The 21,825-nt window shown below is 70.7% G+C and carries 21 protein-coding genes and 1 tRNA gene; 17 read left to right on the forward strand and 5 right to left on the reverse strand.

Annotated elements, in window-relative coordinates:
- Positions 1-15: 15 nt before the first annotated feature.
- The 10 genes from gloB to lpdA all read left to right on the forward strand — a co-directional run bounded on the left by gloB (position 16) and on the right by lpdA (position 12,353).
- The gene (gene gloB, locus BM314_RS18925; RefSeq protein ID WP_091979517.1) at positions 16-792 is read left to right on the forward strand and encodes a hydroxyacylglutathione hydrolase; all 777 of its coding nucleotides are present in this window, start codon (positions 16-18) and stop codon (positions 790-792) included.
- Positions 793-1,140: 348 nt separating this feature from the next.
- Entirely contained in the window at positions 1,141-1,716 is a 576-nt protein-coding gene (locus BM314_RS18930; RefSeq protein ID WP_012317921.1) for a TetR family transcriptional regulator, read from the forward strand.
- A gap of 401 nt (positions 1,717-2,117) precedes the next feature.
- Complete coding sequence (gene mdh / locus BM314_RS18935) at positions 2,118-3,080, forward strand: malate dehydrogenase (protein WP_091979518.1); 963 nt, start codon at positions 2,118-2,120, stop codon at positions 3,078-3,080.
- 112 nt (positions 3,081-3,192) lie between these two features.
- Positions 3,193-4,389: an ADP-forming succinate--CoA ligase subunit beta gene (gene sucC, locus BM314_RS18940; RefSeq protein ID WP_020093726.1), complete on the forward strand. Its 1,197-nt coding sequence runs from the start codon at positions 3,193-3,195 to the stop codon at positions 4,387-4,389.
- A 2-nt stretch (positions 4,390-4,391) separates the two neighbouring features.
- The gene (gene sucD, locus BM314_RS18945) at positions 4,392-5,276 is read left to right on the forward strand and encodes a succinate--CoA ligase subunit alpha (RefSeq protein ID WP_010685286.1); all 885 of its coding nucleotides are present in this window, start codon (positions 4,392-4,394) and stop codon (positions 5,274-5,276) included.
- A 173-nt stretch (positions 5,277-5,449) separates the two neighbouring features.
- Positions 5,450-8,440: a 2-oxoglutarate dehydrogenase E1 component gene (locus BM314_RS18950; RefSeq protein WP_091979520.1), complete on the forward strand. Its 2,991-nt coding sequence runs from the start codon at positions 5,450-5,452 to the stop codon at positions 8,438-8,440.
- Between the two features lie 10 nt (positions 8,441-8,450).
- Complete coding sequence (locus tag BM314_RS18955) at positions 8,451-8,750, forward strand: YciI family protein (RefSeq protein WP_042671905.1); 300 nt, start codon at positions 8,451-8,453, stop codon at positions 8,748-8,750.
- Between the two features lie 49 nt (positions 8,751-8,799).
- Positions 8,800-10,119, forward strand: a complete 1,320-nt coding sequence (odhB, locus tag BM314_RS18960; protein WP_020093729.1) for a 2-oxoglutarate dehydrogenase complex dihydrolipoyllysine-residue succinyltransferase — start codon at positions 8,800-8,802, stop codon at positions 10,117-10,119.
- Positions 10,120-10,126: 7 nt separating this feature from the next.
- A complete protein-coding gene (locus BM314_RS18965) occupies positions 10,127-10,882 on the forward strand; it encodes an SDR family oxidoreductase (RefSeq protein WP_091979521.1) in 756 nt (251 codons plus the stop codon).
- Positions 10,883-10,949: 67 nt separating this feature from the next.
- Positions 10,950-12,353 carry a dihydrolipoyl dehydrogenase gene (lpdA, locus tag BM314_RS18970; RefSeq protein ID WP_091979523.1) on the forward strand — a complete coding sequence of 468 codons (1,404 nt, stop codon included), beginning with the start codon at positions 10,950-10,952 and terminating at the stop codon, positions 12,351-12,353.
- A 157-nt stretch (positions 12,354-12,510) separates the two neighbouring features.
- Here the strand turns inward: lpdA and BM314_RS18975 are convergent, their stop codons facing one another.
- Positions 12,511-13,260: a response regulator gene (locus BM314_RS18975; protein WP_020093732.1), complete on the reverse strand. Its 750-nt coding sequence runs from the start codon at positions 13,258-13,260 to the stop codon at positions 12,511-12,513.
- Positions 13,261-13,521: 261 nt separating this feature from the next.
- Positions 13,522-14,502, reverse strand: a complete 981-nt coding sequence (locus tag BM314_RS18980; protein WP_091979525.1) for a tyrosine recombinase XerC — start codon at positions 14,500-14,502, stop codon at positions 13,522-13,524.
- 104 nt (positions 14,503-14,606) lie between these two features.
- Between BM314_RS18980 and BM314_RS18985 the strand changes: the two genes are divergently transcribed.
- Both BM314_RS18985 and ruvC read left to right on the forward strand, forming a co-directional pair.
- Positions 14,607-14,927: a YnfA family protein gene (locus BM314_RS18985; RefSeq protein ID WP_020093734.1), complete on the forward strand. Its 321-nt coding sequence runs from the start codon at positions 14,607-14,609 to the stop codon at positions 14,925-14,927.
- A gap of 123 nt (positions 14,928-15,050) precedes the next feature.
- On the forward strand, positions 15,051-15,674 hold the full coding sequence (gene ruvC / locus BM314_RS18990; protein WP_020093735.1) for a crossover junction endodeoxyribonuclease RuvC: 624 nt from the start codon (positions 15,051-15,053) through the stop codon (positions 15,672-15,674).
- A 17-nt stretch (positions 15,675-15,691) separates the two neighbouring features.
- Here ruvC and BM314_RS18995 read toward each other — a convergent pair.
- A tRNA-Tyr gene (locus tag BM314_RS18995) sits at positions 15,692-15,775 on the reverse strand.
- Between the two features lie 289 nt (positions 15,776-16,064).
- On the opposite strand from BM314_RS18995, the gene BM314_RS31290 reads away from it, so the two are divergent.
- The 4 genes from BM314_RS31290 to BM314_RS19015 all read left to right on the forward strand — a co-directional run bounded on the left by BM314_RS31290 (position 16,065) and on the right by BM314_RS19015 (position 19,670).
- Positions 16,065-17,915, forward strand: coding sequence for a DEAD/DEAH box helicase (locus tag BM314_RS31290; protein ID WP_091979526.1), 1,851 nt, complete (start codon positions 16,065-16,067; stop codon positions 17,913-17,915).
- Positions 17,916-17,937: 22 nt separating this feature from the next.
- Positions 17,938-18,261 carry a hypothetical protein gene (locus BM314_RS19005; RefSeq protein ID WP_091979528.1) on the forward strand — a complete coding sequence of 108 codons (324 nt, stop codon included), beginning with the start codon at positions 17,938-17,940 and terminating at the stop codon, positions 18,259-18,261.
- Between the two features lie 121 nt (positions 18,262-18,382).
- On the forward strand, positions 18,383-18,793 hold the full coding sequence (locus tag BM314_RS19010; protein WP_091979530.1) for a DUF3597 domain-containing protein: 411 nt from the start codon (positions 18,383-18,385) through the stop codon (positions 18,791-18,793).
- A 205-nt stretch (positions 18,794-18,998) separates the two neighbouring features.
- Entirely contained in the window at positions 18,999-19,670 is a 672-nt protein-coding gene (locus BM314_RS19015) for an ankyrin repeat domain-containing protein (protein WP_091979531.1), read from the forward strand.
- A 23-nt stretch (positions 19,671-19,693) separates the two neighbouring features.
- Here the strand turns inward: BM314_RS19015 and BM314_RS19020 are convergent, their stop codons facing one another.
- Positions 19,694-20,821 carry a polyamine ABC transporter substrate-binding protein gene (locus tag BM314_RS19020; RefSeq protein ID WP_170868144.1) on the reverse strand — a complete coding sequence of 376 codons (1,128 nt, stop codon included), beginning with the start codon at positions 20,819-20,821 and terminating at the stop codon, positions 19,694-19,696.
- Positions 20,818-21,174, reverse strand: coding sequence for a RidA family protein (locus BM314_RS19025; RefSeq protein ID WP_020093741.1), 357 nt, complete (start codon positions 21,172-21,174; stop codon positions 20,818-20,820). Before BM314_RS19025 ends, BM314_RS19020 begins: the two co-directional genes overlap by 4 nt.
- A gap of 182 nt (positions 21,175-21,356) precedes the next feature.
- Here BM314_RS19025 and BM314_RS19030 point away from each other — a divergent pair, with 182 nt between their 5' ends.
- A complete protein-coding gene (locus BM314_RS19030) occupies positions 21,357-21,620 on the forward strand; it encodes a GlsB/YeaQ/YmgE family stress response membrane protein (RefSeq protein WP_012317940.1) in 264 nt (87 codons plus the stop codon).
- Positions 21,621-21,825 lie beyond the last annotated feature (205 nt).

Consider the following 21,825-nt stretch of genomic DNA (forward strand, 5'->3'; position numbering starts at 1 on the left):
GGGAGACCCCGTCCGATGGCCGCCGAGACCGAGATTCGCACCTTCCTCTGCCGCAGCGACAACATCGGCGTGCTGATCCGCGATCCGCAGACCGGCGCCTGCGCGGCGATCGACGTGCCGGAGGCCGGACCTGTCCTCCGGGCCCTCGACGAGACCGGCTGGCGGCTGACCGACATCCTCGTGACCCACCGGCACGCCGACCATGTCGAGGGCATCCCGGAGGTGAAGCGGGCGAGCGGCGCCCGGGTGGTCGCCCCCGCCAGGGCCGGCGACGCGGTCCCACAGGTGGACCTGACCGTGCGGGAGGGCGACACGGTCACGGTCGGCAGCCTCGAGGCGCAGGTCTGGGAGACGCCGGGCCACTGCGCCGACCACGTGACCTACTGGTTCGCGGAAGCCGGCCTCGTCTGCGCCGGCGACACCCTGTTCACCCTCGGCTGCGGGCGCGTGATGGAGAGCCCGCCCGAGACCCTCTACCGCTCCCTGCGGCGCTTCGACGACCTGCCCGACGCGACGCGGGTCTTCAGCGGCCACGACTACGTACTCTCCAACGCGCGCTTCGCCCAGGCGGCCGATCCGGACAACCCGGAGCTGAGGAAGCGCCTCGCCGAGGCCGAGCGCGCCCAGGCGGAGGGGCGGTTCCTCATCCCGTCGACCATGGGTGCGGAGCGGGCGACAAACCCGTTCCTGCGCAGCGGGCAGCCGGCCCTGGCGCGATCCGTCGACCTTCCGCCGGAAAGCGATCCCGAGTCGGTGTTCGTCGCCTTACGGGCGTGGAAGAACCGCTTCTGACGCAGGTGATAACGAGAAAAATTTGTTGCCTTCTCAAGGCAAACTGACACATAGGGGTGTTTAAGCGGTCCTAATCCGCTCAGGTAACCGGGCTCCCGGGGGGAAGCCGTAACGTCAACGCGAAGCGCCGGGACGCTTCAGCCGGTATGATGGGGGTCCGTCTCGCCCTACCACCTGTCCACTTCCCGCCTTCCGCTTCCTTTCCTCAAGCCAGAGTCCGACGGGTCCAAGGAGGAGGCGCTCAGCGCCAAGGCCAAGATCACCGTCGCCGACGCCGAATCCGGCACACTCCGCGAGAGCGGTGAGGCGGCCAGTCCCGCCCGCCCGCGGGCGCCGGTCGCGGCCGACGTGCGGCTCCTCGGGATCGCCACCGAGCACCTCTCGCGGCTCGGGCCCAAGCGCGTGACGGTCGTGGCCGTCGCCGCCGAGGCCGGCATGACGCACGCGAACGTGTACCGCTACTTCCCGTCGAAGGACGCGCTCCTCGACGCGGTGGCGGGCCGCTGGCTGCGCGAGGTCGAAGCCCGGCTCGCCGGCATCGCCGACGCGCCCGATCCCGCCGACGACAAGATCGAGCGCCTCCTGACCGCCCTCGCGACGGTCCAGCGGGACGCCCTGTTCGACGAGCCGAACCTGTTCGCGGTCCATCTCGACGCCACCGTCTCGGCACGGCCGATCGCGCGGCGGCACCGCGTGCGGCTGCGCAGCCTCGTCGAGCGCGTGGTCGAGGAGGGCATCACCTCCGGGATCTTCTCGGCCCGGGACCGGGAACGGGCGATCGCCTACATCTTCGACGCGAGCTACCGCTTCACGCATCCGCTGGCGATCCAGCACGATGCCGAGGTGCCGCGCGACCTGATCGAGGCCCGGTTCGGGGCCGTCATCCACGCGATCCAGCGGGTCCTGCGCTCCGGCATCCTCTGATCCGGCGCGTACCCACAGGCTCTCTCGAAGGCCCGGACAGACCGTCCGGGCCTTCGTCGTTCGTGCGCCCTCCCGCGCCGCACGCCGCCCGCCGCGACCCGAAATGACAGGATTTCAGATCTGTCATCGCGGCTTCGCGGCCGTCCCGCGCCAGGGTGCACTGCACCTAAAACACTCGCGACGTTGACGTTTCGGAGGCACCGTCGGGACGCTCGAGGGCGATCCGACGGCCCGGACGCGCCGCCCGCGCGGCCCTCATCGGGTTGAAGCCACGGTGCTTTTCGGCCACACAGCCGCGCAGATTTCAGAGTGGCGAATCCGGCCTCGGACCCTGACGGACGAGCGGCCCCGGCCTCGCGCAACGCATCACCGAAGTCGAACGCAGCGGAGACACATCCGACATGGCTCGCAACAAGATCGCGCTCATCGGCGCCGGCCAGATCGGCGGCACCCTGGCCCTTCTGGCCGGCCTCAAGGATCTTGGGGACGTGGTGCTGTTCGACATCGTCGACGGCGTGCCGCAGGGCAAGGCGCTGGACATCGCCGAGGCCGCCCCGGTCGAGGGCTTCGACGCGACCTACGCGGGTGCCAGCGACTACGCCGCCATCAAGGGCGCCGACGTGGTGATCGTGACCGCCGGCGTGCCGCGCAAGCCCGGCATGAGCCGCGACGACCTGATCGGCATCAACCTCAAGGTCATGCAGGCCGTCGGCGAGGGCATCAAGACCCACGCGCCGGACGCCTTCGTGATCTGCATCACCAACCCGCTCGACGCCATGGTGTGGGCGCTGCAGAAGTTCTCGGGCGTCCCGACCAGCAAGATCGTCGGCATGGCCGGCGTGCTCGATTCGGCGCGCTTCCGCCACTTCCTCGCCGAGGAGTTCAAGGTGTCGGTGGAGGACGTAACGGCCTTCGTGCTGGGCGGCCACGGCGACGACATGGTGCCGCTGACCCGCTACTCGACGGTGGCGGGCGTGCCGCTGACCGACCTCGTCAAGCTCGGCTGGACCACCCAGGAGAAGCTCGACGCCATGGTCGACCGCACCCGCAAGGGCGGCGGCGAGATCGTCAACCTGCTCAAGACCGGCTCGGCCTTCTACGCGCCCGCCGCCTCCGCCATCGCCATGGCCGAGAGCTACCTGCGCGACAAGAAGCGGGTTCTGCCCTGCGCCGCCTACCTCGACGGCCAGTACGGCGTGACGGGCATGTTCATCGGCGTGCCGATCGTGATCGGTGCCAACGGCGTGGAGCGCGTGCTCGAGGTGACCTTCGACGCGACCGAGAAGACCATGTTCGACAAGTCGGTCGCCTCGGTGACGGGACTCATCGAGGCCTGCAAGGGCGTCGACAGCAGCCTCGCCTGACCGGTAAGCGGATACCGGGCAGCGCGTAGCGGTCGGAGATTCGAATCTCGATCACTCGATTTCTCTACGCGCCGCCCGCTGCCACCTATTCGCTCCTCCTTACGAGGCTCCGATGAATATCCACGAATATCAGGCCAAGGCCGTGCTGAAGGAGTTCGGCCTGCCCGTCTCCCGCGGCGTGGCCATCTTCAACCCGTCGGAGGCCGAGGCCGCCGCCAAGGAGCTCGGCGGCCCCGTCTGGGTCGTGAAGAGCCAGATCCACGCGGGCGGCCGCGGCAAGGGCACCTTCAAGGGCGCGCCCGAGGGCGCCAAGGGCGGCGTGCGCGTCACCAAGTCGATCGACGAGGTCAAGCAGTTCGCCGGCGAGATGCTCGGCCAGACGCTGGTGACCATCCAGACCGGCCCGGCCGGCAAGCAGGTCAACCGCCTCTACATCGAGGAAGGCGCCCAGATCGCCGAGGAGTTCTACCTCTCGATGCTGGTCGACCGCGCCACGGGCGGCGTCGCCTTCGTGGTCTCCACCGAGGGTGGCATGGACATCGAGGCGGTCGCCCACGACACGCCCGAGAAGATCCACACGATCGCGGTCGACCCGGCCACCGGCGTGATGCCCCACCACGGCCGCGCCGTCGCCAAGGCGCTCGGCCTGTCGGGCGCCCAGGCCAAGGAAGCGGCCGCGCTGACCGAGAAGCTCTACGCGGCCTTCGTGGCCAAGGACATGAGCCTCCTCGAGATCAATCCGCTGGTGCTGACCGCCGACGGGCACCTCAAGTGCCTCGACGCCAAGATGGCCTTCGATTCGAACGCCCTCTACCGGCACGCGGACATCATGGCGCTCCGCGACGAGACCGAGGAGGACGCCAAGGAGATCGAGGCGTCCAAGTACGACCTCGCCTACATCGCGCTCGACGGCACGATCGGCTGCATGGTCAACGGCGCCGGCCTCGCCATGGCGACGCTCGACATCATCAAGCTCTACGGCGAGGAGCCGGCGAACTTCCTCGATGTCGGCGGCGGCGCCTCGGAGGAGAAGGTCACGGCGGCGTTCAAGATCATCACCGCCGACCCGAACGTGAAGGGGATCCTCGTCAACATCTTCGGCGGGATCATGAAGTGCGACGTGATCGCCAACGGCGTGATCGCGGCCGTGAAGGCGGTGGGCCTGCAGGTGCCGCTGGTGGTGCGCCTCGAGGGCACCAACGTCGAGCAGGGCAAGGCCATCATCCGCAATTCCGGCCTCAACGTCATCCCGGCGGACGACCTCGACGACGCCGCCCAGAAGATCGTCGCCGCCGTGAAGGGAGCCTGATCATGTCGGTGATGATCGACGCCAACACCAAGGTCATCTGCCAGGGCTTCACCGGCAAGAACGGGACCTTCCACTCCGAGCAGGCCATCGCCTACGGCACCAAGATGGTCGGCGGCACGAGCCCCGGTAAGGGCGGCTCCAGCCATCTCGGCCTGCCGGTCTTCGACACGGTCGCGGAGGCGCGCGAGGCCACCGGCGCCGAGGCCTCGGTGGTCTACGTGCCGCCGCCCGGCGCCGCCGACGCGATCTGCGAGGCGATCAGCGCCGAGGTGCCGCTGATCGTCTGCATCACGGAGGGCATCCCGGTGCTCGACATGGTGCGGGTGAAGCGGGCGCTGACGGGCTCGAAGTCGCGCCTCGTCGGGCCGAACTGCCCGGGCATCGTCACGGCCGGCGAGTCGAAGATCGGCATCATGCCGGCCAACATCTTCCGGCCGGGCTCGGTCGGCATCGTGTCCCGCTCGGGCACGCTGACCTACGAGGCGGTGTTCCAGACCTCCAATGCCGGCCTCGGCCAGACCACGGCGGTGGGCATCGGCGGCGACCCGGTGAAGGGCACCGAGTTCATCGACGTGCTGGAGCTGTTCCTCGCCGACCCGAAGACCGAGTCGATCGTGATGATCGGCGAGATCGGCGGCTCGGCCGAGGAGGAGGCGGCCCAGTTCCTCAAGGACGAGGCCAAGCGCGGGCGCAAGAAGCCGATGGTCGGCTTCATCGCCGGCCGCACGGCGCCTCCGGGCCGCCGCATGGGCCATGCCGGCGCGATCATCTCGGGCGGCAAGGGCGGCGCCGAGGACAAGATCGCCGCCATGGAGGCCGCGGGCATCCGCGTGTCGCCGTCGCCGGCCCGGCTGGGCTCGACGCTCGTCGAGGTGCTGAAGGGCTAAAGGCCCGCGCGCCTGCGTCGCGGCCATCGCAGGGCCGCGACGCCCATATCGGGCGTGCAGACGATCTCAGCGGGGCGGTCACCCGCCCCGTTTCGGTTCGAAGGCGCTCCGCCGCGCTGACGGGGAGCCCGGAGGGCAGGGGAGCCTGCCAGCGCGATCAGGATGGACGCACCATGGCACGCCAGGACGTGAACGAAGCGCTCCTCGAAACCTCGTTCCTGTACGGCGCCAACGCCGCCTACATCGAGGAATTGCAGGCGGCCTACGCCCGCAACCCGTCCTCGGTGGATCCGGAGTGGCAGACCTTCTTCAAGGGGCTCGGCGAGGACGAGACCCTGGTCGAGAAGAACGCCGCCGGCGCCTCCTGGGAGAAGCCGCACTGGCCGGTGCCGCTCAACGGCGAGCTGGTCTCGGCGCTCGACGGCAACTGGGGCGCCCTGGAGAAGGCGATCGGCGACAAGATCGTCGCGCGGGAAGCCAAGGAGCCCAAGCCCGGCAAGCCGCAGGACAGCGTCACCGCCACCACCGGCGTGTCGGTGGAGCAGGCGACCAAGGATTCGGTGCGGGCGATCATGCTGATCCGCTCCTACCGGATGCGCGGCCACCTGCACGCCAAGCTGGACCCGCTGGGGCTCGCGCCGCGGGGCGATCACGAGGAGCTGCACCCGCAGCATTACGGCTTCACCGAGGAGGCCGACTGGGACCGTCCGATCTTCCTCGACAACGTCCTCGGCCTGCAGTTCGGCACGATCCGCGAGATCGTCGGCATCCTGGAGCGGACCTACTGCCAGACCCTCGGCGTCGAGTTCATGCACATCTCGGATCCCGCCGAGAAGGCGTGGATCCAGGAGCGCATCGAGGGCAAGGACAAGGAGATCTCCTTCACCCCCGAGGGGCGCCGCGCGATCCTCAACAAGCTGATCGAGGCCGAAGGCTTCGAGAAGTTCCTCGACCTCAAGTACACCGGCACCAAGCGCTTCGGCCTCGACGGCAGCGAGGCGATGATCCCGGCGCTGGAGCAGATCATCAAGCGCGGCGGCGCGCTCGGCGTGCGCGAGATCGTGCTCGGCATGGCCCATCGCGGCCGGCTCAACGTGCTCACCAACGTGATGGCCAAGCCCTTCCGGGCGGTGTTCCACGAGTTCAAGGGCGGCTCGGCCTCCCCGGCCGAGGTCGAGGGCTCGGGCGACGTGAAGTACCACCTGGGCGCGTCCTCGGACCGCGCCTTCGACGGCAACAACGTCCACCTGTCGCTCACCGCCAACCCGTCCCACCTCGAGATCGTCGACCCGGTGGTGCTCGGCAAGGTCCGCGCCAAGCAGGACCAGTGGGCCAAGCCCAACATCGAGCGCCGCACGGTGCTGCCGCTCCTGATCCACGGCGACGCCGCCTTCGCGGGCCAGGGCGTGGTGGCGGAGTGCTTCGGCCTGTCGGGCCTGAAGGGCCACCGCACCGGCGGCTCGGTCCACTTCATCATCAACAACCAGATCGGCTTCACGACCGATCCGCGCTTCTCCCGCTCCTCGCCCTACCCGTCCGACGTCGCCAAGATGGTCGAGGCGCCGATCTTCCACTGCAACGGCGACGATCCGGAAGCCGTCACCTTCGCCGCCAAGGTCGCGGTGGAGTACCGGCAGAAGTTCGGCAAGCCGGTCGTGATCGACATGCTGTGCTACCGCCGCTTCGGCCACAACGAGGGCGACGAGCCGGCCTTCACCCAGCCGAAGATGTACCAGCGGATCCGCAAGCATCCCTCGGTGCTGGAGAGCTACGGCCGCAAGCTCGTCGAGAACGGCTCGGTGACCCAGGAGGCGCTCGACGCCCGCAAGGCCGAGTTCCGCGGGATGCTCGACAACGAGCTCGACGTCGCCAACAACTACAAGGCGAACAAGGCCGACTGGCTCGACGGCCGCTGGTCCGGCGTGAAGGCCGTGCACGAGGACGTGGACGACCCGCGCCGCGGCCGCACCGCCGTGCCGGCCGGGACCCTGCAGGAGATCGGGCGCAGGATCACGCAGGCGCCGCCCGGCTTCCACCTGCACCGCACGATCCAGCGCTTCATGGACAACCGCGCCAAGGCGGTGGAAACGGGGGTCGGCATCGACTGGGCGACCGCCGAGGCCCTGGCCTTCGGGGCGACGCTCCTCGACGGCAACCGGGTCCGCCTGTCGGGTCAGGACGTGGAGCGCGGCACGTTCTCGCAGCGCCACGCGGTGGTGATCGACCAGGAGAACGAGCAGCGCTTCACGCCGCTCAACGCCATCCGCGAGGGGCAGGCCGCGATCGAGATCATCAACTCGATGCTCTCCGAGGAAGCGGTGCTCGGCTTCGAGTACGGCTACTCGCTCGCCGAGCCGAACGCCCTGGTCCTCTGGGAGGCCCAGTTCGGCGACTTCGCCAACGGCGCCCAGGTGGTGATCGACCAGTTCATCGCGTCCGGCGAGCGCAAGTGGCTGCGCATGTCGGGCCTCGTGCTGCTGCTGCCGCACGGCTACGAGGGCCAGGGGCCCGAGCACTCCTCGGCCCGCCTGGAGCGCTACCTCCAGGCCTGCGCCGAGGACAACATGCAGGTCGCCAACGTCACGACGCCGGCGAACTACTTCCACATCCTGCGTCGGCAGTTGAAGCGCGACTTCCGCAAGCCGCTGGTGCTGATGACGCCGAAGTCGCTGCTGCGCCACAAGCGCGCCGTGTCGAACCTCGACGCGCTCGCCGAGGGCTCGACCTTCCACCGCGTCCTCTGGGACGACGCCGAGGAGGAGGGCGCGCAGAACAAGCTCGTGCGCGACGACAAGATCCGCCGCGTCGTGCTGTGCTCCGGCAAGGTCTACTACGACCTGCTGGAGGAGCGGGAGAAGCGCGGCCTCAACGACATCTACCTGATGCGCGTCGAGCAGCTCTACCCGTTCCCCCTGAAGGCGCTGGCCAACGAGATGGCCCGGTTCCGCAACGCCGACGTGATCTGGTGCCAGGAGGAGCCCAAGAACATGGGCGCCTGGTCCTTCGTCGAGCCCTACCTCGAGTGGGTGCTCGGCCAAGCCGGCTCCGCGGTGAAGCGCGCCCGCTACGTCGGCCGTCCGGCCTCCGCCTCCACGGCGGTCGGCCAGATGTCGAAGCACCAGGCGCAGCTCCAGGCCTTCCTCAACGAGGCCCTGGCGGTCTGATCGTCCGGCCATGGCCTACTTCCTGCTCCGCCTGGAACCGCCCCGCCCGAGCTTCCCGTTCGACGCGACGGAGGCCGAGAAGGCGCTGTTCTCGGCGCATTCCGGCTACTGGATGGAGCAGGCGGCCGCCGGCACCGCCATCGCGGTCGGACCCGTCTTCGAGTCCGGCGGCACCTGGGGCCTCGCCCTGGTCGAGGCCGACGACGCGGCCCGGGCCGAGGCGCTCGGCGAAGCAGATCCCGTCCTGATGGCGCAGGCAGGCTTCCGGTACACCGTCTCGCCCGTTCCATCCCTGATCCTGCGGCGCTGACGTCGCGGCCCGACATCCAGAGGAGGCCCCCCGCGGGGCAGAAGAGAGCATGGCAACCGACATCCTCGTCCCAACCCTCGGCGAATCCGTGAGCGAGGCCACGATCGGCCGCTGGTTCAAGAAGCCCGGCGACACGGTCGCGGCCGACGAGCCGATCGTCGAGCTCGAGACCGACAAGGTCACCCTGGAGGTGAACGCCCCGGCGGCCGGCGAGCTCGGCGAGATCCTGGTCAAGGACGGCGAGACCGTGGAGCCCGGTGCCCTGCTCGGCTCGATCGTCGAGGCCGGAGCCGGCGGCGGCACGGCCAAGAAGGCCGCCCCGAAGGAGAGCGCCGAGACCAAGGCCGAGAGCCGGAGCGAGGCCCCGAAGGCCGCCGCGCCCGCGAAGGCCGAGGCCCCGGCCCAGGAATCGTCCGCCGGCTACGGCAACCACGGCGATGCCGCCGCCCCCGCGGCCCAGCAGCGCCCGGTCGGAGACAACGGCCCGGCGGTGGCCAAGCTCGCCCGGGAATCGGGTGTCGACCCGTCGTCGGTGAGCGGGTCCGGCAAGGACGGCCGCGTCACGAAGGGCGACATGCTCGGCGCCATCGCCAAGGGGCCGGCCCCGTCGGCGCCCGCCAAGGAGGCCCGTCCGACCCTGCCGCGCGCCCCCTCGGCGCCGGACGACGCCGCGCGCGAGGAGCGCGTGCGCATGACGAAGCTGCGCCAGACCATCGCGCGCCGCCTGAAGGACGCGCAGGACACCGCGGCGATGCTGACGACGTTCAACGACGTCGACATGTCGGCCGTGATGGCGATGCGCAGCCAGTACAAGGACATCTTCGAGAAGAAGCACGGCACGAAGCTCGGCTTTATGGGCTTCTTCACCAAGGCGGTGATCGGCGCCCTCAAGGACGTGCCGGCGGTCAACGCCGAGATCGACGGGCAGGACCTCGTCTACAAGAACTACTACCACATCGGCATCGCGGTCGGCACCGATAAGGGTCTCGTCGTGCCGGTGGTGCGCGACGCCGACGACCTTTCGATCGCCGGCATCGAGAAGAAGATCGCCGGCTTCGGCAAGAAGGCCCGCGACGGCAAGCTCTCCATCGAGGAGATGCAGGGCGGCACCTTCACGATCACCAACGGCGGCATCTACGGCTCGCTGATGTCGACGCCGATCCTCAACGCGCCGCAATCCGGCATCCTCGGCATGCACCGCATCGAGGAGCGCCCGGTGGTCCGCGCCGGCAAGATCGAGGCGCGGCCGATGATGTACCTCGCCCTGTCGTACGACCATCGCATCGTCGACGGTAAGGAGGCCGTGACCTTCCTGGTGCGGGTCAAGGAGGCGCTGGAGGATCCGGCGCGCCTCGTGCTGGACCTCTGAGGCAGCCATGTCGAGCGCTGAGAACAGGGTCGCGATCGTCACGGGTGGTAGCCGCGGCATCGGCCGCGCGGTGGCGCTCCTCCTGGCGGAGCGCGGCTACGCCGTCTGCCTGAGCTACGTGTCGGACACCGCCGCCGCGCAGGGCGTGGTGGACGCGATCGCGGCCAAGGGCGGACGGGCGCTCGCCGTGAAGGGCGACGTCGGCAACGAGGCCGACGTCATCGCCCTGTTCAAGGCGGCCGACGGCCTCGGCCGCCTCGCGGCGCTCGTCAACAATGCCGGCGTGGTCGACGTGAAGTCTGACGTTGCCGACATGAGCGTCGCCCGCTTGCAGCGCATGATGACCACCAACGTGGTCGGCAGCTTCCTGTGCGCGCGGGAGGCGGTGCGGCGCATGTCGATCAAGCGCGGAGGGGCAGGGGGCGCGATCGTCAACCTGTCCTCGGTGGCGGCGCGCCTCGGCGGCCCCGGCCAGTTCGTGGACTACGCGGCCTCCAAGGGCGCCATCGACTCGCTGACGATCGGGCTTTCCCGCGAGGTCGCCGCCGACGGCATCCGCGTCAACGCGGTGGCGCCCGGCATCATCGCCACCGAGATCCATGCCAGCGGCGGCGAGCCGGACCGGGTCGAGCGTCTCGGCCCCGGCGTCCCGATGAAGCGGGCCGGCACCGCCGAGGAGGTGGCCGCACCGATCGTGTGGCTCCTCTCGGACGAGGCCTCCTACACCACGGGCGCCATCCTCGACATCGGCGGCGGCCGCTGAGGCCAAGCCCCACCTGACATTCCCTGCCCGTCTCGCACGCGGCACGACCGAGCGGAAGCGAAGCCTCATGTCCTACGATCTCGTCGTCATCGGCACCGGCCCCGGCGGCTACGTCTGCGCGATCCGCGCGGCGCAGCTCGGCCTGCGGACCGCGGTGGTCGAGAAGCGCGCGACGCACGGCGGCACCTGCCTCAATGTCGGCTGCATCCCGTCAAAGGCCCTGCTGCACGCGTCCGAGGCCTTCGAGGAGGCCAACACGCACTTCGCCGATCTCGGCATCGACGTCGGCACGCCGAAGCTCGACCTCAAGAAGATGATGGCCTTCAAGGCCGAGGGCGTCGCCGGCAACACCAAGGGCGTCGAGTTCCTGCTCAAGAAGAACAAGGTCGACACCTTCCACGGCACCGGCCGGATCGCCGGCGCCGGCCGCGTCGAGGTCATCGCCGAGGACGGCGGCAACCAGATGCTCGAGACGAAGAGCATCGTCATCGCGACCGGCTCGGACGTGGCGCGCCTGCCCGGCGTCACCATCGACGAGAAGGTCGTGGTCTCCTCCACCGGCGCCCTGGAACTCGACCGGGTGCCGAAGAAGCTCCTCGTCATCGGCGCCGGCGTGATCGGGCTGGAGCTGGGTTCCGTCTGGCGCCGGCTCGGCTCCGAGGTGACCGTGGTCGAGTATCTCGACCGGGTGCTGCCGGGCATGGACGGCGAGGTCGGCAAGCAGTTCCAGCGGATCCTGACCAAGCAGGGCATCGCCTTCAAGCTGTCCACCAAGGTGACGGGCGTCGAGGTCGGCAAGAAGGGCGGCGCGGCGGTCACGGTCGAGCCGGCCGCGGGCGGTACGGCGGAGACGCTGCAGGCCGACGTGGTCCTCGTCTGCATCGGCCGGACGCCCTACACGGAGGGCCTCGGCCTCGACACGGTCGGTGTCCAGCGGGACGACAAGGGCCGGATCCTCACCGATTCCCACTACGCCACCAACGTCACCGGCATCTACGCCATCGGCGACGTGATTGCCGGCCCGATGCTCGCCCACAAGGCCGAGGACGAGGGCGTAGCGATCGCCGAGATGCTGGCCGGCCAGTCCGGCCACGTGAATTACGGCGTGATCCCGAACGTGGTCTACACGTTCCCGGAGGTCGCCTCGGTCGGCAAGACCGAGGAGGAGTTGAAGAAGGACGGCGTGGCCTACAACGCCGGCAAGTTCCCCTTCACGGCCAATGGCCGGGCCAAGGCGAACGGCACCACCGACGGGTTCGTGAAGGTGCTGGCCGACGCCCAGACCGACCGGGTACTCGGCGTGCACATCGTGGGCGCGGATGCCGGCAACCTGATCGCCGAGGTGGCGGTCGCGATGGAGTTCGGCGCCTCGTCGGAGGACATCGCCCGCACTTGCCACGCGCACCCGACGCTGACCGAGGCCGTCAAGGAAGCCGCGCTGGCGGTCAACAAGCGCGCCATCCACGTCTGACGGGCCAAGGCCCACGGCTGCGCGGATTGCTACCTCGGCGGGCTCGACCGCCTGCGCGAAGGCCCCCTCTCCCCTGCGGGAAAGGGGCCTTCGCGTTCCGTCACACACCGCGCGCCTCGAACCTGACTGGCCCGCAGAGCGACGGCCCGGCGCGGGGTCAGGCGATCTTGCGCCTGGAATTCGGCAGGTCGGCGATCCGCAGCAGCGCGCTCGGCGCGGGCGGGGCCGTCAGGGCGTTCAGCAGATACGGCCGGCGCAGGCCCAGCGCGTTGTGCAGGGCGAGGTCGATGTCGCGGGCGTAGAACGGCATCCGCAGCACGGCGTCGACGCCGAAGTAGCGGCCAGCCTGAGCGACGGGCTCCAGCTCGGATGTGGTCAGCAGGGTGATCCGGGTCGGGAGGCCGAGGGGCTGGATCTGGCAGGCCAGTTCGAGCCCGTCGATGCCGCCGAGCTTCACGTCGATGAAGGCGAAGTCGTAGGCGGCGAGCTTCAGCTGCTTGAGGGCGTGGCGGCCGTCATCCGTCTCGTCGAGCTCGATCGCGAACCCGCTGCGCGCCACGACGCGGCTGATGGCCGACCGCCCGGCCGGAGTCGAGCAGGCGAGCAGGGCCCGGGTCGGTGCGCGACGGCGGGCATCCGCGTGGAGCAGCGGCTCGATATGGCTCGGGTCGAGGGGCGTCTTCAGGACTTCGTAGGCGCCGAGGCTCGTAGCGATCTCCTGCCAGTGCGGCAGCACGCGGGTCGCCACCAGCACCAGGCAGGGGGGCTCCGCACCCGCCCGGCGCGCGACGGCGACGGCTTCGGGGCCGCTGAGATCGTCGAGCTGCATTCCCACGAAGGCCAGGGTGGGACGGTGGCGGAGGAGGATGTCGCAGAGCGCCTGACCCGAGGTCGCCTCATCGATCACCGCGCTGGGATCGAATCGCAGGACGATCTCTCTCAGGGAGACGCGGCGGCCCGGATCGCAATCCGCGATTACGACACGTGCCGGCGCCCTCCCATCCTGAAGATCCATGACGCCCGCCCAACCCCATCCCGTTCGTTGCCCATATTGGCTGAAGATCGTGACGAAGCTCTTAAAGAGCGGGATTCTGCACTGGGCGAACCGGAAGACGCGCCTATAGACGATGATGAAGGCTCTCGAAGTCGAAGTTTTTAGCAATCTTGCTCAATGGCCAGCCCGCGGATGGGCCGCCGCGTAGGCACTCATGAGGCGGGCGGCGTCGACCTGCGTGTAGAGCTGCGTCGTGGAGAGCGAGGCGTGGCCCAGGAGTTCCTGGATCGCCCTGAGTTCGCCCTGGCGCGCCAGGAGATGGGTTGCGAAGGAATGCCGCAGGGCGTGCGGTGTGGCGCTCTCGGGCAGGCCCAGGGCGCCGCGGGCGCGCGCGACCGTGTACTGGATGATGCGCGGCGAGAGCGGGCCACCCCGGGCACCGAGAAACAGCGGTCCCTCCGGCAGCAGCGGCAGGGGACAGGCGGCGACGTAGTCCGCCACGGCCTGCGCCACGACGGGCAGGATCGGCACCATGCGCTGCTTGCCGCCCTTGCCGAGCACGGTGACCTGATCGACCCCGGGCAGGGGTGCGTCACGGCGGGTCAGGCCCAGGGCCTCGGAGATGCGCAGCCCGGCGCCGTAGAGTAGCGCCAGAACGGCGGCGTCCCGGGCGAGGACCCAGGGCTCCCGCTCCTCGCCGGCGCGGATCGCGGTATCGGTCAGCGCCACCGCGGCGGAGACAGGCAGGGGACGGGGAAGCCGCCGTGGGACCTTGGGCGAGCGCACACCGCCCAGGGCCGAGACGGTGCCGAAGCCCTCCCGCTCGAGGAAGCGCGCGAAGGAGCGCAGACCCGCCAGCATGCGCATCAGCGAGCGCCCGGAGACCTCGTCGGCCCGGCGCGCGGCCATGAAGCCGCGGATGTCCCGCACCTTGAGGCCGATCAGCATCGGGATCGTCGGCGTCCCCTGACGGGACGCGAGGTGGTGGAGGAACTGCCGGAGGTCGCGCCCGTACGCCTCGACGGTGTTGGACGACATCCGCCGCTCCCGCGCCAGCGCCTCGATCCAGGCGAGGACGGCGTCGCGGAGGCGGGCGTCCCCCGGAAACAGCAGCCGGTCGCCCTGGGTCTCGCGGGTGCTCGCATGCGTGCTCATGGCGACACTCGACCGGATCCTCCTTGCCGGGAGCTTAATGCCGGTCGCAATCCGTCCCCGGCGCTGGACTCGTCCCGCGCGGTGCGCCGTGCCAAGCTGACGCGATGACCCTCCTCGCCTACGCGGCCGCCGCCCTCGCCGAGATCGCCGGCTGCTTCGCGTTCTGGGCCTGGCTGCGGCTCGGGCGGTCGGCCTGGTGGGCGCTGCCGGGCCTCGCCTCGCTGGCGGCCTTCGCGGCCCTCCTGACCCTCGTGGACAGCCCCGCGGCGGGGCGCGCCTTCGCGGCCTACGGCGGCGTCTACGTCGCGGCCTCGGTCCTGTGGCTGTGGCTCGCGGAGGGTCAGCGGCCCGACCGGTGGGACCTCGCGGGCAGCGCGGTCTGCCTCGCCGGAACGGCGCTGATCCTCCTCGGTCGCCGGGGGTGAGTTCGACCCGGCACCGTGCCGGGCCGGCCACGGCCGACCGCTTCCGCGCCCGGAACCTTGGTGAAACCAAGCGTTCACGATACGTACGGCAGCCTCGGGCCGTTCACCGAGCCGTGGAGCCTCATGACCAGCGCCGTCCGCATTCTCGGGATCGACCCCGGACTCCGCCGAACCGGCTGGGGCCTGATCACCGCGCAGGGCACGAAGCTCACCTACGGCGATTGCGGGGTCGTGACCTCAGACGGGGAGCTTCCGCTGGCCCTGCGGCTGCGGGAGCTGTTCGAGGGGATCGGCCGCGTCGTCGAGGCCGTGCGGCCCGACGAGGTCGCCGTGGAGGAGACCTTCGTCAACAAGGACGCCCAGGCGACGCTCAAGCTGGGCCATGCGCGGGCGATGGCACTGCTCGTGCCGGCCCTCGCCGGACTGCCGGTGTTCGAGTACGCCCCCAACCTCATCAAGAAGACCGTCGCGGGCTCCGGCCACGCCGAGAAGGTGCAGATCCAGGCGATGGTCCGCTTCCTTCTGCCGAAGGCCGAGTTCCGCGTCGCGGACGCCGCCGACGCGCTGGCCATCGCGATCACCCATGCCAGTCACCGGGACGCCCACGCCCTGCGGCAGGCGCATCTGCCGGGGGGCAAGCGCCGCTCGCTCACCGGTCAGGCGGCCGCGGGACAAGGGCTCGAGGGGAAGGGCTTCTCGGCCGCCGCGGCCGCGCGCATCGAGGCCGCGCTGGCGAAACAAGGCTGACGGGATCGGGAAGAACTTGGTGGGGGAAGTAGGACTCGAACCTACGAAGCTTACGCAGCGGATTTACAGTCCGCCCCCTTTGCCGCTCGGGACATTCCCCCAAGGCGGGCATCGCCCGCGGCGCCCTTATGGTGAGGGGTGGGCCGGGTGTCAACGCTTATGGTGGACCGATCCGCCTCACCGGACGCGGCAATCGTGGAGAGCGGGGCGGTTTCGCTCGGCGTCGCCGCGATACGGGCGGCCGCGCTTGCAGAGTCGACCCTCTTCCGGCCTCGCGGTGCCCGCGGCTCCGCCATTGGGACGAAAACGCGAACGTTCCGCGACTCCGGGGATTCACAAAGGAATCCGGATCGGCCACGGTGTGGCGATGTCGCCCTGCTTCGCCGGCCCTTGACCCGTCCCGCCCCGTCCCTGCGGTCGCACCAGCGCACGCTGATGGCCCTGGTCGCGGCCATGGCGAGCGGGGAGGCGGCCCATGTCCGGAAGATCCTGGCGGCGGTCACGCCGGGCGGGGGCAAGTCGCTGCTGCCGGTCATCGCCGCGCACCGGCTGATCGAGGCGGGGCTCGTCGAGCGCGTGGTCTGGGTGGTGCCGCGGGATTCCCTGCGGCTGCAGGCCGAGGAAGCCTTCGCCGACCCGCTGTGGCGCGCGGCCTTCGGGCACGCCCTCAGCGTCCGGGCCGCCGACAACGAGCGCGACCCGGCGCGGGGTCTGGCCGGCTACGTCACCACCTATCAGGCGGTCGCCGCCGCCCCGGCGCTCCACCTCGCGGAGGCGCGGGCGCACCGCACCCTGCTGGTGGTCGACGAGGTTCATCACCTGCCGGTCCCCGGTCGCCCGGGCGCCGACGAAGCCTCCGCGGAGGATGCCGAGGCGGGCGCGTGGTCCCGCGCGATGCTGCCCGTCATGGAGGCGGCGACCGTGCGCCTGTACCTGTCCGGGACGCTGGAGCGGGCGGACGGGCGGCGGATTCTCGGACTGCCCTACCAGCCCGCCGCGCCCGGCCGCGGGCCGGAACTCGATCTCGACGCCCCCGGCCTCGCGGTCATCGGCTACTCGCGGGCGCAGGCGCTGGCCGAGCGGGCGGTGCTGCCGGTGACGTTCGGCGCCATCGACGGCGAGGCGAGCTGGCTGGAGGGCGGCCGGATCGCGGGCGACAGCCCGCGCGTCGGGCCGCATCGGCTCGGCGCGGGCTCGGTCCGGATCACCACTCGGCCCGCGCTGTTCACCGCCCTGCGGACCGGCTTCGCCCGCGACCTTCTGAGCGAGGCGTTCTTCGCCACCAAGCGCCTGCGCGCCCGGCGCCGGGCCGAGCGCGATCTCCCGCCCGGCGAACCGGCCCGGGGGCTCGGCAAGCTCCTCGTGGTGGCGCCCGATCAGGCGAGTGCGCGGGCCTATCTCGCGACCCTGCGGGACTGGATGCCGGCCGGGCAGGGCGCGCGCGATGTCCGGCTCGCGACCTCCGGCCAGGGCGACGCCCACGCGGCCCTGGCCGCGTTCCGGCTCACGCCGGAACCGGCCGTGCTGGTGACGGTGGCGATGGCGTACGAGGGGCTCGACGCCCCGGAGGTCGCGGTGGTCGCGGCCCTGACCCATATCCGCTCCCGGCCCTGGCTCGAGCAGATGCTCGCCCGGGCCACCCGGGTCGATCCCCATGCCGGCCCCTACGACGGGCAGCAGGCGCTGATCTTCCACCCCGACGACCCGCTCTTCGCGCGGTTCCGCCTCGAACTCGAGACCGAGCAGGGCAGCAGCGTCCGGCCGCCCCGCGAGCGGCCGGCGAGCGCCGTCGTGCCGGAGCGGACCCGCTGGCGCGACGACGAGCCGGGCGGGATCACGCCCCTGGAGAGCAACGCGATCGGGATGCGCTACGCCCTGCTGCGCCCGCGCCTCCCCGAACCGGTCGCCGCGGCGCCCGCGCCCGAACCGCCCTCCGTCACCGAGCGGACCCTGCGCCAGCGGCTCGCCGCCGCGGTGGCCGCCCAGGCGGTCGAGGACGAGACCTCGCTGCGCGTGCCCCGCGGCGGCAATCTCGCCCACCGCTACAACGCCGTTCTCAAGCGCGTGCTCGGCAAGGGCCGCGCGACCATGACCCTCCCGGAGCTGGAGGCGGCCCTGTCGTGGCTCGAGCGCAACCGCCTCTCCGACCATCTCGACCGCCTCGACGGCGATGCCCGCTACGCGTGGTCGGCCCGGCAGCGCCGCGGGCGCTGGCAGCCGGAGCGCGCCGCCGGCCGCTGAAACGCCCGGGAAGGAGACAGCCGTGACCGAGAGCCTCCCCGCCGCCTTCGCCGCGACACTCGCTGCGTCCGAGCCGCCGAGCGTCTGGGACGCCCCGCTCGCCGCGCTCTGGTGGCTCGCCCGGGACGCGTCCGGCCCGGCCTCCGCCGCCTGGGAGCGGGCGCACCGCCTCGTCCAGGACGCCGACGGGTCCGACGCGGCCTGGGTCCACGCCCATCTCCACCGGGTCGAGGGCGACGACGGCAACGCGCGCTACTGGTACGCCCGCGCGGGCCGCCCGGTCCCGGACGGCACGCTCGCGGAGGAGCGGGCCGCGCTCGTCCTCGCCCTCTGGCCGAGGTCGTGATCGCTCCGGGCCGCGCCGCGCCGACCGTCCCGAGCCTGCCGGATCGCGGAACGCCAAGGCTCACAGCCAGTTGAATGGCCGCCCGACGCGGAGATCGGGCCTCGATTATCGGAGCGGATCCATGAGCCTCCTCGGCAGCATCGTCAGCAAGATCCTCCATCCGTTCGGTGGCGGCACCGCGGACGCCGCGCCCGCGCCCAACGCCGGCTCCGGCGGCCAGGCCGGCACGAGCACGCCCTCCACGTCGGCCCCCGGCTCGGCCGGCCGCAGCGAGCCCGTGGACGTCGCGGCGGTGCTCACCGGCCTCGCCGAGAAGAACCCGCAGACGCTCGACTGGCGGCACTCGATCGTCGACCTGATGAAGCTGCTGGGCCTCGATTCCGGCCTCGCCGCGCGCAAGCAGCTCGCCGACGAGCTCCACTACACCGGCGACAAGGACGATTCGGCCAGCATGAACATCTGGCTGCACAAGCAGGTCATGCAGAAGCTCGCCGAGAACGGCGGCAAGGTTCCGGACGATCTGAAGCACTAGGTCATCGATTCCGGGATCGACGAGGCTCGCCGCGGACGGTCTCGACCGGCGCCGCGGCGAGATCGCTTCTTGACCACGTCGTGCGCCGCCGGTGCGCCCCGGCGGCGACACTTGCGGAGGGGGCCTTGCGGCGCCTCCGTGTTTATCGATCACATGACCCGCGTCGCGCAGCGCCGAATCAGGCGGCGCCGAGGAGCGAACGGTCATGGAGACCCCGACCGGGGACCACAGCGGCGCCTTCGAGGCGTCCCCGCTCGCCGCGATCGCCGCGGCGGTCGCCCGCGGTGACGTCGCGCGCATCGCCGCGCTGGCGCCCGGCCTGGATCTCTCCGTCCGCGGCGGCCGGAACCTCACCCTGCTCGAATGGGCGATCTGGAACGCGCGGCCGCGCGCGCTGTCGGCCCTGCTCGACGCGGGGGCGGACCCGTCTGTGCCGGGGCTCGATCAGGAGACCGCGCTGCACATGGCGGCGATGGTCGAGGATCCGACCTACCTGGAGATCCTGCTGCGCCACGGCGCGCCGGTCGACCCGGTGAGCCCGCGCGGTCAGTGGACGCCGCTGTTCCGCGCCGTACAGAACCGGCGCGAGGCACAGATCGGGCTGCTGCTGCGGGCCGGCGCGGACCCGAGCCGGGTCGACGCCACCGGCAACTCGCTGCTCCACGTGGCGGCACAGGTCGGCGCGGCCAATCCCTGGGTGCTGAGGCTGCTCGAGGCCGGGATCGACCCGACCCTGCGCAACGCGCAGCGAAAGACTTTCCAGCCGTACTTCTTCACCACCCCTGAGCGCCTGCTCAACGATTCCGGGCGCGAGACCCGCGCGGCGGTCCGCGCGTGGCTCGCCCACAGCGGCATCCCGGCGGATCCGGAACGCTGACGGAGTCCCGGCCGGGATCCGCGTCAGCGCCCGGTGCGGACCCGGGTCCAGAGGCGGGTGACGAAGCGCTGGGTGCGGTCGTCCCAGGCCGTGTTGATGGACAGGCGCTGCATCGTCGCCTCGTCCGGGTAGATGCCGGGATTGCTCAGGATCTCGGGCTTCACGAACTTCTTGGCCGCGAGGTTGCCGCTGGCGTAGGAGACGAAGTTGGTGTTGGCCGCCGCCACCTCGGGCCGCATCATGTAGTCGATGAAGGCCAGCGCCTCGGCCGGGTGGGCGGCATCCTTCGGGATCGCGAAGGTGTCGAACCACATCAGGGCGCCTTCCTTGGGCACGACGTAGGCGATGTCGATCCCGTTCTTGGCCTCCTCGGCCCGGCGCTTGGCCTGCATGATGTCGCCCGAATAGCCGACGGCCAGGCAGATATCGCCGTTGGCCAGCGCCTGGATGTATTCCGACGAGTGGAACTTCCGCACGGCGCCGCGCACCTTGTAGAGGGCGTCGGTCACCAGGGTCATGTCGTCCCAGCGCTTGGAATCCGCCTTGGCGCCGAAGGCCGGGAGCATGCTGGGGATCAGGTCCTCGGGGCTGTCGAGCACCATGATCCCGCACTCCTTCAGCTTGTTGGCCGAAGCGGGATTGAGGACGACGGACCACGAATTGACCGCCGCGCCGGCGCCCAGGCGCTCGCGTACCGCGGCGACGTTGTAGCCGATGCCGGTCGTGCCCCACATGTAGTCGACGGCGTAGGTGTTGCTGGGATCGTAGGCCGCCAGCCGGCTGGTCACCTCGGGCCAGAGGTTGCCGAGGTTCTTCAGCTTCGACTTGTCGAGGGGCAGGAACGCGCCGGCCCGGATCAGCCGCTGCAGGTACGGTCCCGACGGCACGACGATGTCGTAGCCCGACCGGCCCGCGAGCAGCTTGGTCTCCAGGATCTCGTTGTTGTCGTAGGTGTCGTAGACGACCTTGATCCCGGTCTCGCGGGTGAAGGCCTCGAGCACCTGCGGGTCGATATAGTCCGACCAGTTGTAGATGTTGACGACCCGCTCCTCGGCGGCCGGTGCCGGCCGCACGAGGGGCAGGACCGCCAGGAGCCCTCCCGCGAGGACGGCCGCGGCCGCCGCCAGGACGGTCCGGCGCGGGCCGATCACCGGCTCCTCGCGGCCACGATCACGATCTCGACCAAGTACTCCGGCGCGGCGAGCTTGGCCTCGACGGTGGCGCGGGCCGGCGCGTTCTCCGGAGACACCCAGGCGTCCCAGGCGGCGTTCATCTCCGCGAACGTCGCGATGTCGGCGAGGTAGATGGTGGCCGAGAGGATCCGCGCCTTGTCGCTGCCGGCCGCGGCGAGCAGCCGGTCGATCTCCGACAGGATCTGCTGGGTCTGGATCGTGACCCCGGTGCCGACCGTGTCGGACGCGACCTGCCCGGCGAGGTAGACCATGTCGCCGAAGGTGACGGCCTGCGACATCCGCTTGCCCGGCTCGATCCGCTGAATGTCCATACCCGTCTCCACATCCTCGAGAACCGGCGTATCTGCCGCCGCACCGGCCCAGCCGTAAAGGGCCGCGCGCGCACGCGCCGCGGGAACCCGAGGAAAATCGTCATCGGCGGTCGGGGTGCGGGCAACCGTCGCGGGCCTCGAAGCGTTCTGCCGCCATCGACAATCACGCCTTGGGGTCAGTCATGGGTATTCTCTGGACCATCATCATCGGGTTTCTCGCCGGCGTCATCGCCAAGTTCCTCATGCCGGGCCCGAACGAGCCCGCCGGCTTCATCCTGACCACGATCCTCGGCATCGTCGGCGCCTTCGTGGCGACCTTCCTGGGCCAGGCGATCGGCTGGTACGGGCCGAACCAGGGCGCGGGCTTCATCGGCGCCATCGTGGGGGCCGTGGTCGTGCTGTTCATCTACGGCCTGATCGCCGGCCGCCGCACCACCACCTACTGATCCGTCCGGCAGGTCCGGATACGACGAGGGGCGCCCCGCGGGGCGCCCCTTTTTTTGACCGACGCATCCCGGTGGCGAGTCTCAACACAGCGCTCTCCATCATCACGAGCGCAGCGACGTGACCCAGGGCAGCGCGACCACGTCGAACGTCGCGCTGCCTGGAATGCTTCGCTGCGCTCCTAAAGACGGAGGCGCCGAAGCCCTC

This window comes from Methylobacterium sp. 13MFTsu3.1M2 (assembly GCF_900112625.1).
Lineage (GTDB): Bacteria > Pseudomonadota > Alphaproteobacteria > Rhizobiales > Beijerinckiaceae > Methylobacterium.

What these genes read in the sequence shown, in the direction of transcription:
- mdh (WP_091979518.1), top strand. Translation starts at nt 2,118, where the DNA reads ATGGCTCGCAACAAGATCGCGCTCATCGGCGCCGGCCAGATCGGCGGC.
- gloB (WP_091979517.1), top strand. Translation starts at nt 16, where the DNA reads ATGGCCGCCGAGACCGAGATTCGCACCTTCCTCTGCCGCAGCGACAAC.
- BM314_RS18950 (WP_091979520.1), top strand. Translation starts at nt 5,450, where the DNA reads ATGGCACGCCAGGACGTGAACGAAGCGCTCCTCGAAACCTCGTTCCTG.
- BM314_RS18985 (WP_020093734.1), top strand. Translation starts at nt 14,607, where the DNA reads ATGACCCTCCTCGCCTACGCGGCCGCCGCCCTCGCCGAGATCGCCGGC.
- ruvC (WP_020093735.1), top strand. Translation starts at nt 15,051, where the DNA reads ATGACCAGCGCCGTCCGCATTCTCGGGATCGACCCCGGACTCCGCCGA.
- BM314_RS19010 (WP_091979530.1), top strand. Translation starts at nt 18,383, where the DNA reads ATGAGCCTCCTCGGCAGCATCGTCAGCAAGATCCTCCATCCGTTCGGT.
- sucC (WP_020093726.1), top strand. Translation starts at nt 3,193, where the DNA reads ATGAATATCCACGAATATCAGGCCAAGGCCGTGCTGAAGGAGTTCGGC.
- BM314_RS19015 (WP_091979531.1), top strand. Translation starts at nt 18,999, where the DNA reads ATGGAGACCCCGACCGGGGACCACAGCGGCGCCTTCGAGGCGTCCCCG.
- BM314_RS19030 (WP_012317940.1), top strand. Translation starts at nt 21,357, where the DNA reads ATGGGTATTCTCTGGACCATCATCATCGGGTTTCTCGCCGGCGTCATC.
- odhB (WP_020093729.1), top strand. Translation starts at nt 8,800, where the DNA reads ATGGCAACCGACATCCTCGTCCCAACCCTCGGCGAATCCGTGAGCGAG.
- BM314_RS18955 (WP_042671905.1), top strand. Translation starts at nt 8,451, where the DNA reads ATGGCCTACTTCCTGCTCCGCCTGGAACCGCCCCGCCCGAGCTTCCCG.
- BM314_RS18980 (WP_091979525.1), bottom strand. Translation starts at nt 14,502, where the DNA reads ATGAGCACGCATGCGAGCACCCGCGAGACCCAGGGCGACCGGCTGCTG.
- lpdA (WP_091979523.1), top strand. Translation starts at nt 10,950, where the DNA reads ATGTCCTACGATCTCGTCGTCATCGGCACCGGCCCCGGCGGCTACGTC.
- BM314_RS18965 (WP_091979521.1), top strand. Translation starts at nt 10,127, where the DNA reads ATGTCGAGCGCTGAGAACAGGGTCGCGATCGTCACGGGTGGTAGCCGC.
- BM314_RS19025 (WP_020093741.1), bottom strand. Translation starts at nt 21,174, where the DNA reads ATGGACATTCAGCGGATCGAGCCGGGCAAGCGGATGTCGCAGGCCGTC.
- sucD (WP_010685286.1), top strand. Translation starts at nt 4,392, where the DNA reads ATGTCGGTGATGATCGACGCCAACACCAAGGTCATCTGCCAGGGCTTC.